This is a genomic window from Microbispora triticiradicis (assembly GCF_005864065.1).
Classification (GTDB): domain Bacteria; phylum Actinomycetota; class Actinomycetes; order Streptosporangiales; family Streptosporangiaceae; genus Microbispora; species Microbispora triticiradicis.
Genome location: NZ_VANP01000015.1, coordinates 138,861 through 153,522, shown reverse-complemented (window position 1 = coordinate 153,522; position 14,662 = coordinate 138,861). Strand labels below are relative to the sequence as shown.

At 70.9% G+C, this 14,662-nt stretch carries 15 protein-coding genes; 7 read left to right on the top strand and 8 right to left on the bottom strand.

What is annotated here, in order from left to right:
* Positions 1-24: 24 nt before the first annotated feature.
* The 5 genes from FED44_RS29760 to FED44_RS29740 form a co-directional block, all read right to left on the bottom strand.
* Positions 25-828, bottom strand: a complete 804-nt coding sequence (locus tag FED44_RS29760) for a hypothetical protein (RefSeq protein WP_111701328.1) — start codon at positions 826-828, stop codon at positions 25-27.
* A 180-nt stretch (positions 829-1,008) separates the two neighbouring features.
* The gene (locus tag FED44_RS29755) at positions 1,009-1,446 is read right to left on the bottom strand and encodes a response regulator (RefSeq protein WP_111701329.1); all 438 of its coding nucleotides are present in this window, start codon (positions 1,444-1,446) and stop codon (positions 1,009-1,011) included.
* The gene (locus tag FED44_RS29750; protein WP_138462769.1) at positions 1,439-3,100 is read right to left on the bottom strand and encodes a sensor histidine kinase; all 1,662 of its coding nucleotides are present in this window, start codon (positions 3,098-3,100) and stop codon (positions 1,439-1,441) included. The genes FED44_RS29755 and FED44_RS29750 overlap by 8 nt, the downstream gene beginning before the upstream one ends.
* The gene (locus tag FED44_RS29745) at positions 3,097-4,293 is read right to left on the bottom strand and encodes a PP2C family protein-serine/threonine phosphatase (RefSeq protein WP_111701331.1); all 1,197 of its coding nucleotides are present in this window, start codon (positions 4,291-4,293) and stop codon (positions 3,097-3,099) included. Before FED44_RS29745 ends, FED44_RS29750 begins: the two co-directional genes overlap by 4 nt.
* Before the next feature lie 94 nt (positions 4,294-4,387).
* Positions 4,388-5,314: a LysR family transcriptional regulator gene (locus FED44_RS29740; RefSeq protein ID WP_111701332.1), complete on the bottom strand. Its 927-nt coding sequence runs from the start codon at positions 5,312-5,314 to the stop codon at positions 4,388-4,390.
* A 268-nt stretch (positions 5,315-5,582) separates the two neighbouring features.
* Here FED44_RS29740 and FED44_RS29735 point away from each other — a divergent pair, with 268 nt between their 5' ends.
* The 4 genes from FED44_RS29735 to FED44_RS29720 all read left to right on the top strand — a co-directional run bounded on the left by FED44_RS29735 (position 5,583) and on the right by FED44_RS29720 (position 9,660).
* Entirely contained in the window at positions 5,583-6,347 is a 765-nt protein-coding gene (locus FED44_RS29735; RefSeq protein ID WP_244302374.1) for a succinate dehydrogenase cytochrome b subunit, read from the top strand.
* Positions 6,348-6,424: 77 nt separating this feature from the next.
* Entirely contained in the window at positions 6,425-8,368 is a 1,944-nt protein-coding gene (locus FED44_RS29730; protein ID WP_111701379.1) for a fumarate reductase/succinate dehydrogenase flavoprotein subunit, read from the top strand.
* Positions 8,365-9,105 (top strand): succinate dehydrogenase/fumarate reductase iron-sulfur subunit, encoded by a 741-nt coding sequence (locus FED44_RS29725; RefSeq protein WP_111701333.1) that lies wholly within the window; start codon positions 8,365-8,367, stop codon positions 9,103-9,105. The genes FED44_RS29730 and FED44_RS29725 overlap by 4 nt, the downstream gene beginning before the upstream one ends.
* Before the next feature lie 123 nt (positions 9,106-9,228).
* Positions 9,229-9,660, top strand: a complete 432-nt coding sequence (locus tag FED44_RS29720; protein WP_111701334.1) for an STAS domain-containing protein — start codon at positions 9,229-9,231, stop codon at positions 9,658-9,660.
* A gap of 20 nt (positions 9,661-9,680) precedes the next feature.
* Here FED44_RS29720 and FED44_RS29715 read toward each other — a convergent pair whose 3' ends face one another.
* The gene (locus FED44_RS29715) at positions 9,681-10,499 is read right to left on the bottom strand and encodes a sensor histidine kinase (RefSeq protein WP_167521630.1); all 819 of its coding nucleotides are present in this window, start codon (positions 10,497-10,499) and stop codon (positions 9,681-9,683) included.
* 169 nt (positions 10,500-10,668) lie between these two features.
* Here FED44_RS29715 and FED44_RS29710 point away from each other — a divergent pair, with 169 nt between their 5' ends.
* Positions 10,669-11,577: a helix-turn-helix transcriptional regulator gene (locus FED44_RS29710; RefSeq protein ID WP_138462767.1), complete on the top strand. Its 909-nt coding sequence runs from the start codon at positions 10,669-10,671 to the stop codon at positions 11,575-11,577.
* Positions 11,578-11,672: 95 nt separating this feature from the next.
* Positions 11,673-12,023, top strand: a complete 351-nt coding sequence (locus tag FED44_RS29705) for an STAS domain-containing protein (protein ID WP_111701337.1) — start codon at positions 11,673-11,675, stop codon at positions 12,021-12,023.
* Between the two features lie 27 nt (positions 12,024-12,050).
* On the opposite strand, the gene FED44_RS29700 is transcribed toward FED44_RS29705, so the two are convergent.
* Both FED44_RS29700 and FED44_RS29695 read right to left on the bottom strand, forming a co-directional pair.
* Positions 12,051-12,629 carry a Clp protease N-terminal domain-containing protein gene (locus FED44_RS29700; protein WP_138462766.1) on the bottom strand — a complete coding sequence of 193 codons (579 nt, stop codon included), beginning with the start codon at positions 12,627-12,629 and terminating at the stop codon, positions 12,051-12,053.
* A complete protein-coding gene (locus tag FED44_RS29695; protein ID WP_111701339.1) occupies positions 12,630-12,863 on the bottom strand; it encodes an RNA polymerase subunit sigma-70 in 234 nt (77 codons plus the stop codon).
* Positions 12,864-12,964: 101 nt separating this feature from the next.
* On the opposite strand from FED44_RS29695, the gene FED44_RS29690 reads away from it, so the two are divergent.
* Positions 12,965-14,659 carry an ABC transporter transmembrane domain-containing protein gene (locus FED44_RS29690; protein ID WP_111701340.1) on the top strand — a complete coding sequence of 565 codons (1,695 nt, stop codon included), beginning with the start codon at positions 12,965-12,967 and terminating at the stop codon, positions 14,657-14,659.
* The last annotated feature ends 3 nt before the right edge of the window (positions 14,660-14,662 follow it).

The following is a 14,662-nucleotide window of genomic DNA, read 5'->3' as shown; positions in this document are numbered from 1 at the left end:
GAGATCCTTACAACGACGTGCTGCTTAAGCGAACGGGAAGTTGATGACGCCCTTGGCGACGAGGCGGACGTACAGGTCCGCGACCACGATCGAGACCATGGACGCCCAGGCGAACTGCTGGTGCCGCGCGTTGAGCTTCGAGACCAGCGTCCACGCCTTGTAGCGCAGCGGGTGCCTGGAGAAGTGGTTCAGGCGTCCGGCGGTGATGTGGCGGCAGGAGTGGCAGCCGAACGTGTAGCAGAGGACCAGGACCGCGTTCACCACGAGGATGACCGTGCCGAGACCGACGTGTCCCCAGTTGCCGTCCGCGTCGCGGAAGGACAGCACCGCGTCGTACGTCAGGATCAGTCCGATGATCGCGGCGACGTAGAAGAAGTAGCGGTGCACGTTCTGCAGGATCAGCGGCAGGCGCGACTCGCCGGTGTACTTGCTGTGCGGCTCGGCCACCGAGCAGGCCGGCGGCGACATCCACCACGAGCGGTAGTACGACTTGCGGTAGTAGTAGCAGGTGAACCGGAACCCGCCCGGGAACGCGAGGATCAGCAGTCCCGGCGGCAGGGTGTACCAGTCGCCGAACGGGGCGAATCCGAACAGCCGGGCCCCTTCTGGGCAGGTCGCCGCCGCGAGGCAGGGCGACGAGAAGGGGGCGATGTACGACCCGGCGAGAATGCTCAAGTCGAACATCGCCCAGAAGCCGTAAATCAGGAACAAGAAGAGCCCGGCGAACGTGAGCACCGGAGCAAGCCACCATCGGTCGGTGCGCAGAGTGCGCACCCTGATCTGCGCGCGTTGTTTCCGTACCGCGCTCTCGGCCGTTGTCTGGGTCATCGGAGACCTTCCACCCTCACTGACTCCGCGCACGCCGGAGCGGTCGCGCGTGCTCAGGCCGTGCTGCTCGGGCCGTGCTGACCCTGCTGCTCAGGCCGTGCGCGTTATTGGTGGGGCACACATTACGACGAGCACATCACGAACTGTGAGGAGGGTCACTCCTACCCGCTGTGATCTCGGTCACTTCCCCGGGAGTTTGACCACGGTGACGAAGAATTCGTCGATCTGCCGCACCACTCGGGTGAACTGGTCGAAGTCGACGGGCTTCGTGATGTACGCGTTGGCGTGCAGGTTGTATCCCCGAAGGATATCCTGCTCAGCCTCCGAAGTGGTCAGGATCACCACCGGGATGCTCCGCAGCGAGGGGTCGGCCTTGACCTCCTGCAGCACCTCGAAGCCGTTCAACCGGGGAAGGTTCAGGTCGAGCAGCACGAGGTCGGGCCGCGGCGCCGAGCCGTGCGGACCCTCGCCGCGCAGGAAGGCCAGCGCCTGCTCCCCGTCCTGCACCACGTGGAGGTTGTTGCCGACCTTGTTGTGCGAGAACGCCTCCTGGCAGAGCAACACGTCGCCGGGGTCGTCCTCCACCAGGAGGACCTCGATCGGGCGGAACTCACTCATCGGGGTCTCCCAGGGCCGGCAGCGTCCAGCGGAACGTGGCCCCGGCATCCCCGCCGGTGTCGAGCCAGATCCGGCCGCCATGATATTCGACAATCTTGCGGCAGAGCGCCAGCCCGATTCCCGTACCGGGATAGACGTCCCTTGAATGCAGCCGCTGGAAGATCAGGAAGATCCGGTCGGCGTACTTCGGCTCGACGCCGATCCCGTTGTCCGCGCAGCTGAACTCCCACATGTCGCCGTCCCGCCGTACGCCGATGTGGACCCGGGGCGGCTCCTCGGAGCGGAACTTGAGCGCGTTGCCGACGAGGTTCTGGAAGAGCTGCGTGAGCATGGTCCGGTTGCCGAGGACCCTCGGCAGGTCGTCGTGCGTGACCGTCGCCCCGGTGTCGGTGAGCCGGGCGTCGAGGTTGCGCAGCGCGGCGGCCAGGGCGTCGCCGCTGTCCATCTCCTCCTGCTCGCCGCCCACCCGGCCGACCCGGGAGAAGTCGAGAAGGTCGTTGATGAGCAGCTGCATGCGCCGGGCGCCGTCCACCGCGAAGCCGATGTACTGCCGGGCCCGGTCATCGAGCCGGTCGGCGTAGCGCTGCTCCAGCATCTGGGTGAAGCTCGCCACCTTGCGCAGCGGCTCCTGCAGGTCGTGGCTCGCCACGTACGCGAACTGCTCCAGCTCCCGGTTGGAACGCCGGAGCTCCTCGGCCTGGTCCGCGAGCTGCTGGCGCGCCTCCACGGACGACTGCCACTCGGCCATGATCCGGCGGCGCATGCCGTCGATGTGGCCGGACAGCTCCCACAGCTCGGCCGGCCGGGTGACGCCGAGCTCGTGGTCGAAGTCGCCCGCCGCGACCTCCCGGACCTGCCGGGTCAGCCGCGCGATCGGGCCGACGACGGCGCGGCGCACGATCAGCGCGCAGACGACGAGCGCCAGCACCATCGCGCCGCCCAGCACCGCGATCGCCGCGTAGATGGTCGTCCAGGCGGAGTAGAGCCGTTCCCGCGCGGTGTCGTGGAGCCGGCCCAGGGCCGCCTGCTGCCGGTCGAGCGCGGTCTTGACGGCCGCGAAGCGCTGGAGGTTGGGCCTGGCCAGGTCGGCGAGCGAGCCGGGGCCCCGGTCGAGCGTCCGGGCGACGACCGGCTCGGCGTAGTCGCGCCGCCAGGCGTCCGTGGCCTCGGTGAGGGCGAGGATCTGGCCGCGGACGCCGTAGCCGTGGGGCAACCGGGGGACGAGCCGGCCGATGTCGTCCTTCGCCGCCCGCTCGTCGGAGACGCCCTTGCGGTAGGCGTCGAGGTACTGCTGTTCCCCGGTGAGCCCGAACCCGCGGATCGCCCCCTCCTGCGCCTGCACGGCGGTGGCGACCCGCAGCGTGTGGAGGGCGGCCGGGTCGACCGCGTCGACGAGGGTCTGCCGGGCGTCCTGCGCCTGCACGAGCGCCAGCAGGGTCGCGCCGAGGGCGATCAGGAAGACGGCCAGCACGCCCGCGCCCGTGAGCAGGAACCAGCGGCTGACCGTCAGGCGGGAGTCCAGCGCGGGCGGGCCGAGCGGCGGAGGAGCGAGCGGAGGAGGGCCGGTGAGGGCCGGCGGCGCGCCCGTCTCGGTCGTCTCGGGCACGGTCTCAGGCACGGTCGTCTCAGGCGTGGTCTCAGGCATGGTCGTCATGCCCTGCCCTCCCCGGCGCCCGTGATGCCGGTGATGCCCGTCAGGGCCGTTCTGCCGCGGGAGACGAGGACGGCCGCGACGTCGTCGTGCATGGCGCCGTCGAGGCTGGCGATGATGCGGTCGAGGTCGATCCCCTCCTGGGCGCGGATCAGGTTCGCCAGCCCTTCGGTGCCGAGCAGGTCCCGGTTCTCGCCGACCGTGGCCTCGATCAGCCCGTCGGTGTAGAGCAGCAGCGACCACCGCTCGCCCAGCGTGACGTCGATGGGCGTCCACTCGATGTCCGGGAAGATCCCGAGCGGCGGGCCGGACGGCGTCTCGGTGACCACCCCGAGCACGCCGTCACGCAGCAGCAGCGGCGGCGGATGGCCGATGACGTGCAGGCGGGCGGTGGTCAGGTCCGGGCTGATCGCCGCGCTGCACATCGTGGTGAAGATCTCCGGAGACTTCCGCTCGTGCCGCAGCAGCGTGTCCAGCGTCCGCAGCACGTCGTTGCCGGTCTGCCCGGCGAGGACCAGCGTGCGCCAGGCGATGCGCAGCGCCGTGCCGAGCGCCGCCTCGTCGGGCCCGTGCCCGCACACGTCGCCGATCAGCACGTGCACCGCGCCGTCGGGCGTCTGCACCGTGTCCCAGAAGTCGCCCGCCAGCAGCCCGCCCGTACGGCCAGGAAGGTAGCGGGCCTGGTGCTGCAGCAGCGTGGGATCGAGCAGCGGGACGGGCAGCAGGCCGCGTTCGAGCCGGGAGTTCTCCTTGCTGACGATGCGTTCCTGGAGCAGTTCGCGCATGGCGAGATCGGCGCGCTTGCGCTCGATCGCGTACCGGATCGCGCGGATCAGCAGGCGGGCGTCGACGTCCTGCTTGACCAGGAAGTCCTGGGCTCCGGCGGCGACCGCCTCGATGCCGGCGTGCGTGTCGCCGAGGCCGGTGAGCACCAGCACGGCCGTGTCGGGGGCCATGGCGATGACCTGCTCCAGCGCCTCCAGCCCGGTGGCGTCCGGCAGGGACAGGTCGACGACCACGCACTGCACGTCGTCGGTCAGCCGCTCGCGCCCCTCGGACAGCGTCCGCGCCCAGGTGATCTTCGGTGGCCTGTCGGCGTCCGCCAGCAGCTCCTCGACGAGGAACGCGTCGCCGGCGTCGTCCTCGATCAGCAGGAGCGTCAGCGGATCGGGCAGGTCAGGTGGGACGGGGGTCACGAACGCCTCTCGGTCAGCGTCGGCAGCATCGTGGGGACAAACTTATCGTCAGGGGAGGGCGGGGTGCGGCTCCCATGGCTACTCACATGGCTACTCACATCGCGACGAGTGCCTCGATTCCGGGGGCGAGGGTCCCGGCGTGCGCGGCCTCGCTCAGGAACGACAGCAGTGTCGAGCGGAAGGCCTGCGCCGCCCGCGTCGGCTCCACATCCTTGCGGTGGGCGAGGGCGACCGTACGGCGGAGCCCCGGCACCAGCGGTGTGCCGACCAGCCCCGGCCGGTTCTCCAGCACCATCGAGGGCACCACGGCGATGCCGAGCCCCGCCTCGACGAAGCGCAGCACCGCGTCCATCTCCCCGCCCTCCACCGCGAAGCGGGGCTCGAAGCCCGCCTGACGGCAGGCGGCGAGCGTCGCCTCCCGCACGTCGTAGCCCCGGCGGAACATCACCAGGGGCCGTCCGCGCAGGTCCTCGATCCGCATGAACGGCTTGCGCCCCCGGTCGCCCCCGGAGACCACGACGAGGTTCTCGCTCAGGATCTCCTGGGTGACCAGGGCCGGATCGCTGCTCTGCAGCGGCAGGATGATCAGCGCCAGGTCGAGCTGGCCGCGGGCGAGGTCCCGCACCAGGTCGCGCGACCCGCCCTCCTCGACCCGCAACTCCACACCAGGGTAGTCGCGGTGGAAGCGGGCCAGCGCGTCGGCCAGCAACCCGGCGCACAGGGAGGGGGTCGCCCCGAGGCGGACCCGCCCCCGCCGCAGCCCCGCGAGCTCGGCGACCTCCCGCCGGGCCGTGTCGGCGTCGGCCAGGATGCGGCGGGCGAGCGGCAGCAGCGCCTCACCCGCCGGTGTGAGCGTGACGTTCCCCCGCGCCCGGCTGAACAGCGGGGCTCCCAGCTCCGTCTCAAGGCTCTTGATCTGCTTGCTCAGCGACGGCTGGGCGACCCGCATCCGCTCGGCGGCCTGGGTGAAGTGCCGCGTCTCTGCCACGGCCGTGAAGTAGGCCAGTTGCTGGAGCTGCACAGCTCGATAGCCTACGGCTATGGTCGACGGCGGCCCGATGCGGCCCCCGGACTGTGAGTTTGGTCGCACCCGCCCGGCGCGTCCCGGCCCCGCATGCGTACGGCGCAGAGGGCATAGCCCCCGGCTATCGAAACCAGAACCGCGATGACTTGGACGCCTGGAAAGACCGAACCTAGCGTTTCCATACGTGACTGCCACCATTGACCACTCTGTCGATCATGTTTCGGGGCACGGCCCTGCTGATCACGGCTCTGTTGATCACGGCTCGGTGGGGCGTGGCTCGGCGACCGCGCCGGTTCCCCGGCGGGACGTGTCCCGCGCGTCGGCCCGTCCCGGCCCGCGTACGCCCGCCCGGCGCGGCCTGTTCGGCACCTCCGCCGGCAGGAAGGCCGTCATGGCCGTCACGGGCGCCGTGCTCGTGCTCTTCCTGCTCGGCCACATGCTCGGCAACCTCAAGATCTTCCTGGGCGCCGGCTCCTTCAACCACTACGCCGACTGGCTGCGTACCGTGGGCTCACCCGCGCTGCCCGACCGGACCCTGCTGACGATCACCGAGATCGTGCTCGTGCTCGCCGTCGCGCTGCACATGTGGGCGGCCGTGTCGCTCGCCCGCCGCGCGGCCAAGGCGCGGCCCGTCAAGTACGCGGCCAAGCGCAGGTCGCAGGCCGGCGGGTACGCCACGCGCACCATGCGCTACGGCGGCGTGATCATCGTGCTGTTCGTGATCTGGCACCTGCTCGACATGACCTTCGGCACGGTGAACCCCGAGGGCGGCGACGCCACGCCGTACGACCGGATGATCGCCGGCTTCCAGCCCGGCCGCTGGTGGGTGGGGCTGTTCTACCTGGTCGCCATGGTCATGATCGGCCTTCACCTGCGGCACGGCCTGTGGAGCGCGTTCCAGTCGCTCGGCCTCACCCGCCGCCCCCGCGTCCGGAACGCGCTCAGGGCGGGCGCCGCCGTGGTCTCCGCGGTGCTCGTGGTCGGATTCGTCGCGGCGCCCGTCTGCATCATGATCGGAGTGGTCAAGTGAAGTTCCGCCGCCGCCAGCAGCAGGAGCCGGTGGCCCCGTCGCCGTCCCCGTCTCCGTCTTCGTCCGTGTCCCTGCCCGTGTCCCCGCCTCGGCCCGGCACGTACCGGACCGGGGAGCCCATCCGGGACACCAAGGCACCGTCGGGTCCCGTCGAGGACCGCTGGGACACCCGGCGCTTCCAGGCCAAGCTGGTCAACCCGGCCAACAAGCGCAAGCTGACCGTCATCGTGGTCGGCACCGGTCTGGCCGGCGGCTCGGCCGCCGCGACGCTCGGCGAGCTGGGCTACAAGGTCAAGTCGTTCTGCTACCAGGACTCGCCCCGGCGGGCCCACTCGATCGCCGCGCAGGGCGGCATCAACGCCGCCAAGAACTACCGCGGCGACGGCGACAGCGTCTACCGGCTCTTCTACGACACCGTCAAGGGCGGCGACTTCCGCGCCCGCGAGTCGAACGTCTACCGCCTCGCCCAGGTCAGCGTGAACATCATCGACCAGGCAGTGGCGCAGGGCGTGCCCTTCGCCCGCGAGTACGGCGGCCTGCTCGACACCCGCTCCTTCGGCGGCGCCCAGGTGTCGCGCACCTTCTACGCCCGCGGCCAGACGGGCCAGCAGCTGCTGCTCGGCGCGTACCAGGCGCTGGAGCGCCAGATCGCGGCCGGCACGGTCGAGATGCACACCCGCCACGAGATGCTGGAGATCGTCGTCAGCGGCGGGCGGGCCAGGGGCGTCGTGGTCCGCGACATGGTCACCGGCGAGATCGAGACCCACCTCGCCGACGCGGTCGTGCTGGCCACCGGCGGCTACGGCAACGTGTTCTTCCTGTCCACCAACGCCAAGGGCTGCAACACCACGGCGATCTGGCGGGCGCACAAGAAGGGCGCGTACTTCGGCAACCCCTGCTTCACCCAGATCCACCCGACCTGCATCCCCGTCAGCGGCGACTACCAGTCGAAGCTGACCCTGATGTCGGAGTCGCTGCGCAACGACGGCCGCGTCTGGGTGCCGCTGCGCAAGGGCGACGGCCGGGCCCCCGCCGACATCCCCGAGGACGAGCGCGACTACTACCTGGAGCGCATCTACCCGGCGTTCGGCAACCTGGTGCCGCGTGACATCGCCAGCCGGGCCGCCAAGAACGTCTGCGACGAGGGACGCGGCGTCGGCCCGGGCGGGCTCGGCGTCTACCTCGACTTCGCCGACGCCATCGCCCGGCTCGGCCGCGACGCCGTCGAGAAGAAGTACGGCAACCTCTTCGAGATGTACGAGCGCATCACCGGCGAGAACCCGTACGAGGTCCCGATGCGCATCTACCCGGCCGTCCACTACACGATGGGCGGGCTGTGGGTGGACTACGACCTCCAGTCGACCATCCCCGGCCTGTTCGTTATCGGCGAGGCCAACTTCTCCGACCACGGCGCGAACCGCCTGGGCGCCTCGGCCCTCATGCAGGGCCTGGCGGACGGCTACTTCGTGCTGCCGACGACGATCGGCGACTACCTCGCCGGGGCCGGCGCGTTCGGACCGGTCGAGGAGGACGACGTCGCCGAGGCCAGGAAGGCCGTCCAGGACAGAATCGACAGGCTCCTCTCCGTCAACGGCACCCGTACGGCCGACTCCTACCACCGCGAGCTCGGCCGGATCATGTGGGACTACTGCGGCATGGAGCGCACCGAGGAGTCGCTGCGTAAGGCGCTGGAGCGCATTCCCGAGCTGCGCGAGGAGTTCTGGAACAACGTCAAGGTGCCGGGCGACGCCGAAGGGCTCAACCAGGCGCTGGAGCGGGCCGGTCGGGTGGCCGACTTCTTCGAGCTGGCCGAGCTGATGTGCGTGGACGCCCTGCACCGCACCGAGTCGTGCGGCGGCCACTTCCGGGCCGAGTCGCAGGATGCCGACGGCGAGGCGCTGCGCGACGACGAGAACTTCGCGTACGTCGCCGCGTGGGAGTGGACCCCCGACGGCCCGGTCCTGCACAAGGAAGAGCTGGACTACGAGTACGTGAAGATGACCCAGCGGAGCTACAAGTGAACCTGACCCTGAAGATCTGGCGCCAGTCCGGCTCCTCCGACAAGGGGCGGATGGTGACCTACCGGGTCGAGGACGTCTCCCCGGACATGTCGTTCCTGGAGATGCTCGACGTGCTGAACGAGCGGCTGATCCTGGAGGGCGACGACCCGGTCGCCTTCGACCACGACTGCCGCGAGGGCATCTGCGGCATGTGCGGCATGGTCATCAACGGGGTGGCGCACGGCGAGCAGCGCGCCACCACCACCTGCCAGCTGCACATGCGGCACTTCGAGGACGGCGCGGTCATCACCATCGAGCCGTGGCGGGCCGCGCCCTTCCCGGTGATCAAGGACCTGGTGGTGGACCGGTCGTCGTTCGACCGGATCATCCAGGCGGGCGGGTTCGTCTCCGTCCCCGCCGGGTCCGCGCCCGACGCCCACGCCGTCCCGGTGCCCAAGGAGGACGCGGACGCCGCCTTCGACGCCGCGACCTGCATCGGCTGCGGCGCCTGCGTCGCGGCCTGCCCCAACGGCTCGGCCTCGCTGTTCACCGCCGCGAAGATCACCCATCTCGGCCTGCTGCCGCAGGGCCAGCCGGAGCGCGACTCCCGGGCCAGGGCGATGGTCGAGCAGATGGACGCCGAGGGCTTCGGCGGCTGCACCAACACCGGCGAGTGCACGGCCGTGTGCCCCAAGGGCATCCCGTTCGACACGATCGCCCGGATGAACGCCGACTACCTCAGGTCGGCTTCCAAGTAGCGCGACACCGCTCTGGGGCCCCGAGTTCCGGTGTCCGGGCACATAACCTCCCCTGCTCCCGGGTAACGTGTGATTTGTGTTGGCGTAACACGTCTGCCGTGAACCCGCAGGCGAGGAGTGTGCATGTCCGTGTCCGGTCCCCGTTCGACCTTGAAGGTCGCGTCCGTCGCGCGAGGCGACGCTCTCGTCGTGTACGCGGAGGGCGACCTGGACGCGACCACCGCCCGCCTGCTGCGCGAGGAGCTGCGGCAGGTCTGGGAGTCGTCCAGGATCTCTGTCGTCGTCATCGACGTCGCCAAGATCATGTTTTGCGACTCCCGGGGGCTGAGCGAGCTGATCTCCGCACTTCAGCGGGGTCAGGCCGCGAACGTCAGGCTGATCCTGAGCGGCGTGCAGGGCGTGCTGCGCCGGGTGCTGACGATCACGGGTCTGCGCAACGTCTTCGAGCAGCACCCGACGGTCGAGGAGGCGCTCGGCAGCGCGTCCGACGCGGGCCCGCGGCACCCCCCAGGCCCGGAGATGGGCGGACTGTACGAGGTCGCGGGCGACCGCTGACGGCTCTCCGGCCGGCGTGATCAGGCACCCTTCGCGAGCGGGAGCCACAGCAGGAAGAACGCCCCGGGGGCGGACGAATCCCTGACCTGCAGGCCGCCGCCGTGTGCTTCCGCGATCTCCCTGGCGATGGTCAGGCCGAGGCCCGGGCCGCCCTGCGCGCGGCTGCGGGCGGCGTCCAGCCGGTAGAACGGATCGAAGACCCGCTCCCACTGGCCATGGGGGATCCCGTCCCCGTCGTCGGTGATCAGCAGCTCACCGGTGTCCTTCCCATGCCGGACCTCCACCCGGACACGCGTCCTGGCATGCCGCACCGCGTTGTCGAGCAGGTTGGCCAGGGCGCGTCGGACGAGGTCCTCCGCCACCTCGACCACGACCCCCGGCCGGAGACTCAGGTGGACGCTGCACCCCCAGGACTGGAGGGAGGTCTCGTCCCGTACAAGGCGGCCCAGGTCCAGCCGCATCGTCGACCCGGGTTCGGCGGCGCGCAGCCTGGTGAGCAGCAGCAGGTCGGTGACGATCGACTCCAGCCGGTCGACGTCGCCGAGCGTCTGCTCAAGCAGAGCCGGCAGGCTGGCGTCATCGGGATGCGACCGCGCGTCCTCTAACCGCGTGCGCAGCGCGGTGAGCGGGGTACGCAGCTCATGCGAGAGGTCGGCGGCGCACCGCCGCTGCCGGTCGCGCAGCTCCCTGAGGCGCCGGTTCGCGTCGTCGAGGCGCGCGAGGGTGCCGTTGACGCTGCGGCCGAGCCGGGAGACCGGCCCGTACCCGTACGGCTCGGGGACCCGGCCCACGGTTCCGCCACGGTTGACGGCGTCCAGCCTCCTGGTGATCTCGTTCACCCGTCGCAGCGTGCGGTGTGGTCGTTCCGGAGACATGGTCGGTCACTCCTCGAAGGCCAGGTGGCGCCACGTCTCCAGAATCCGCGCTCCGCCGCTCACCAGCCAGGACGCACCCAACCTTGGTGTAGTACTCCCCCTCAGACGGGAAAACGCCGCCTACTGTGGAGGTATGGAACGGAACCGGTTCCTCGGAGAGTTCCTTCGGGCGCGCAGGGAGGCCACGCCGGTCGAGCAGGTCGGCCTGGCGCGGGTCGGCCACCGCCGTACCCCGGGGCTCCGCCGGGAGGAGGTGGCCGTCCTGGCGGGCATCAGCACCGATTACTACTCGCGTTTGGAACAGGGGCGCGAACGCAATCCCTCCGACCAGGTCCTCGTCGCCCTCGCCAGGGTCATGTGCCCCGACCCCGAGGCCGTCGAGTATCTGTACGCGCTCGCCCACCCGTTGCCGAAGCGGTGCCGGGTCGTCGAACACCGTGAGGAGGCCGCGCCCTCCCTCCTCCGGGTGCTGCGCGGATGGACGCGGACACCCGGGTTCATCATCGACCGCTGGATGAACATGCTCGCGACCAACCGCCTGGCCGACGCGCTCTACGCGGGAATGGAGTGCAACGACAACCTCATCCGGCTGGTCTTCCTCAACCCCGAGGCCGTCCATTTCTACGCGGACTGGGAGAAGACCGCCAATCTCAAGGTGGCGCATATACAGACCGTCGCGGCGATGGATCCGCATGATCCGCTCCTGCCCCAGCTCGTTCAGGAGCTCGAGGAGCACAGCGAGGAGTTCCGCCGCCTGCGGAGCCAGCGCGACCTGCGGCCGAGGACGACCGACACCAAACGGTTCCGTCATCGGCTGGCCGGCGAGCTGGCGTTCGAGTACGACTTCTACACCGCCAGGAGCGCCTCCGGCCAGCAACTCGTCCTCATGCAGGTCGAGCCGGGCAGCGCGTCGGAAAACGGACTGGCGTCACTGTGGGCTCTCGCGGATCCCGACGTCAACGTCATCCGGCTCGCCCAGGCGCCCGAGCCGATGACGGCGGCGGTGACGGAGGCGGTGTCCGGGCTGAGCGATCGAGGGTGAGGCGCGGTCGCCGTCAACGCCTTGCCTGTCCCTGTCGCCGTGGGATGCTCAGAGGTGTAGCTTCTCTGTAGATCTTTCCGGGCTGAGGACAGGCGATGACGACGAGACTTGCCGTCACGGTGAGCCATGAGGCGACGTACACTCTCGTCACCCTGACCGGTGAGCTCGACGTGATCTCGGGCGAGCGGCTCCGCCCCGCGCTGGACAAGCTGCTCGACGAGGGCCACACCCGGCTCGTCCTGGACACCGCCCGGCTCGGATTCTGCGACTCCATGGGGCTGCGGCTGCTGCTGGAGACGCACGACCGCGCCGTCGAGGCGGGGGGCTTCATGAGGATCGCCGGTGTCGAGGGCGTCTTCCGGAGGATCCTCACGGTGACCGGGCTGTACGCCGCGTTCCCCATCTACGGAAGCGTCACGGACGCGGTCGCGGCCGCGACCGACTGACCGGCCGGTCGACCCCGGTCACCACTGTTACCGCTGCCGCCCCGCGCCGGCCAGGTGACTCTTGACGTCCTCCCGGAGGGCGACCAGGTTCACCCCCGCGTCGGTGAGGACCCGTACGCCCAGGCCCTCGCCCTCCCGGATGATGCCGAGGAGGATGTGCCCGTCGCGGATCTCCTTGCTCTTGAGCGCGACGGCCTCGCGCAACGCGAGCTCGAGCACCTTCTTGCTCCGCGGGGTGACGGTCGCCCAGCGGCTGCCGCCGGGAACCCCCCGCCGGCCCCGGGGCGCCTCGTGGTCGAGCGCACCGGGGCCGAAGGCCTCCTCGACCTTCCGCCGCACGGCCGACAGGTCGATGCCGATCGTCTCCAGGGCCTCCGCGTCGATCTCCCCGCCGGCCGCGTTGCCGCGGATCCGCAGGATCTCCGTGCGCACCCGCTCGTGGTCGACGCCACGGGCCGCGAGGAGCCGGGCGGAGGCCGACTCCGTGACGCTCAGCAGGCCGAGCAGGAGGTGCTCGGTGCCCGCCTGCCCGTGCCGCAGTCGCCGGGCCTCCTCGACGGCCTGCCTCACGGCCTGCCGGGCGTCTTCGGTGAACCGTTCGAACATCTACTTCTCCCGTCTCAGCAGTCCTCGGCCGCCCGCGTACTTCTTGTGCACCGCCTGCCGGGACACCCCGAGCAGGAGCGCGATGTCCTGCCAGGACCATCCCGCCGCGCGCGCGTTCTCCACCTGTAGCGCCTCGAGCCGTTCCACCAGCAGCCGCAGGGCCCGTACGGCCCGCAGGCCGATGGCCGGATCGCGGCTGCCGGCGTCGCTCGCCAGCTGTGCCGTGTCGCTCATGTCGTCAACATAGGTTGACAGCGCGAACCATGTCAACCCTGGTTGACGACAAAGAAAACGATTTGCCCTCCTACCTGCGATCTTGCGAGGCTGGAACAACCATGCGCTCTCTTCCTGTGGCCGATCCCGGCACTCCCGACGCCCGCGGGCCCCTCCGGTACCTGTGGTGGGTGGCACGCGCCCAGAGCGCCCCGCTGCTGGCCGGAGTGGGCCTCTCGGTGCTGTGGTGGCTGGGCCAGGCGCTGGTGCCGTCCGCGATCGGCCGGGCCGTCGACGCCGTCACCGCGGCGGACTCGAAAACGCTCCTCACCTGGTCGGCGGTGCTGCTCGGGCTCGGCGTGGTCCAGGCGGTCACCGGGGTCATGCGCCACCGCTTCGCCGTCTTCACCTGGCTGTCGGCGGCGTACCGCACCGTGCAGGTAACCGTGCGGCAGGCGGCCAGGCTCGGGGCGACGCTGCCCAAGCGGCTGTCGACCGGCGAGGTCGTCAGCGTGGGCAACTCGGACATCGCGCAGATCGGCAACGCGATGGACATCCTGCTGCGCGGCGCCGGGGCGGTCGTCGCGATCGTCGCGGTGACGGTGATCCTCATCGCCACCTCGGTCCCGCTCGGCCTGGTCGTGCTGATCGGCGTGCCGCTGATGGCGGCCGCCGTGGGTCCCCTGCTGAAGCCGCTGCACCGGCGTCAGCACGAGCAGCGCGACCTGCAGGGCGACCTCGCCACCCGCGCCGCCGACATCGTGGCGGGCCTGCGGGTGCTGCGGGGAGTCGGCGGCGAGCAGGTCTTCGCCGCGCGCTACCGCGAGGAGTCGCAGCGCGTACGGCACGCCGGCGTCCGGGTGGCCTCCGTGGAGTCCCTGCTCGAAGGCGCCCAGATCCTGCTGCCCGGCGTGCTGATCGCGTGCGTGACCTGGCTCGGCGCGCACTTCGCGCTCGACGGCCGCATCACCCCCGGCCAGCTCGTGGCGTTCTACGGCTACGCGGTCTTCCTGATCGCGCCGCTGCGCACGCTGACCGAGGCCGCCGACAAGCTCACCAAGGGGCACGTGGCGGCCCGCCGCGTCTGCCGCATCCTGTCGCTGGAGCCCGAGATCACGGGTGGCGACGCCCGCTTCACCGCCGGCGAGGGCACACTCCGCGACGGCGAGTCGGGCGTCGAGGTCCGGCCCGGACGGCTGACCGCGCTCGCCGCCGCCGCGCCCGAGGACGCGATCGCCGTCGCCGACCGCCTGGGCGCCTTCGCCCCCGGCGACGTCACGCTCGGCGGCGCGCCGCTGGCGGACCTGCCGCTCGCCGAGGTCAGGGAGCACATCGTGGTCGCCGACAACGGCGCGCGGCTGTTCTCCGGACGGCTGCGCGACGAGCTGGACGTGCGTGGCACGGCCGGCGACGAGGAGATCGGCCAGGCGCTGTACGCGGCCTGCGCCGAGGACATCGTGGCGGCCCTGCCCGAAGGGCTCGACGCGTACGTGGCCGAGTCGGGCCGGGAGTTCTCCGGCGGCCAGCAGCAGCGGCTGCGGCTCGCCCGGGCGCTGCTCGCCGACCCCGAGATCCTGATCCTGGTCGAGCCCACCAGCGCCGTCGACGCCCACACCGAGGCCCGCGTCGCCGAGCGGCTGGGCAAGGCGCGGGCCGGCCGGACGACCCTCGTCTGCACGACCAGCCCGCTCGTGCTGGACCGGGCCGACCACGTGCTGTACGTCGAGGGCGGCGTGGTGCGGGCCGAGGGCGGTCACCGCATGCTGCTCGGCACGTCGCCCGGTTACCGCTCGGCCGTCACCCGCGGAGAGGACTGAGAG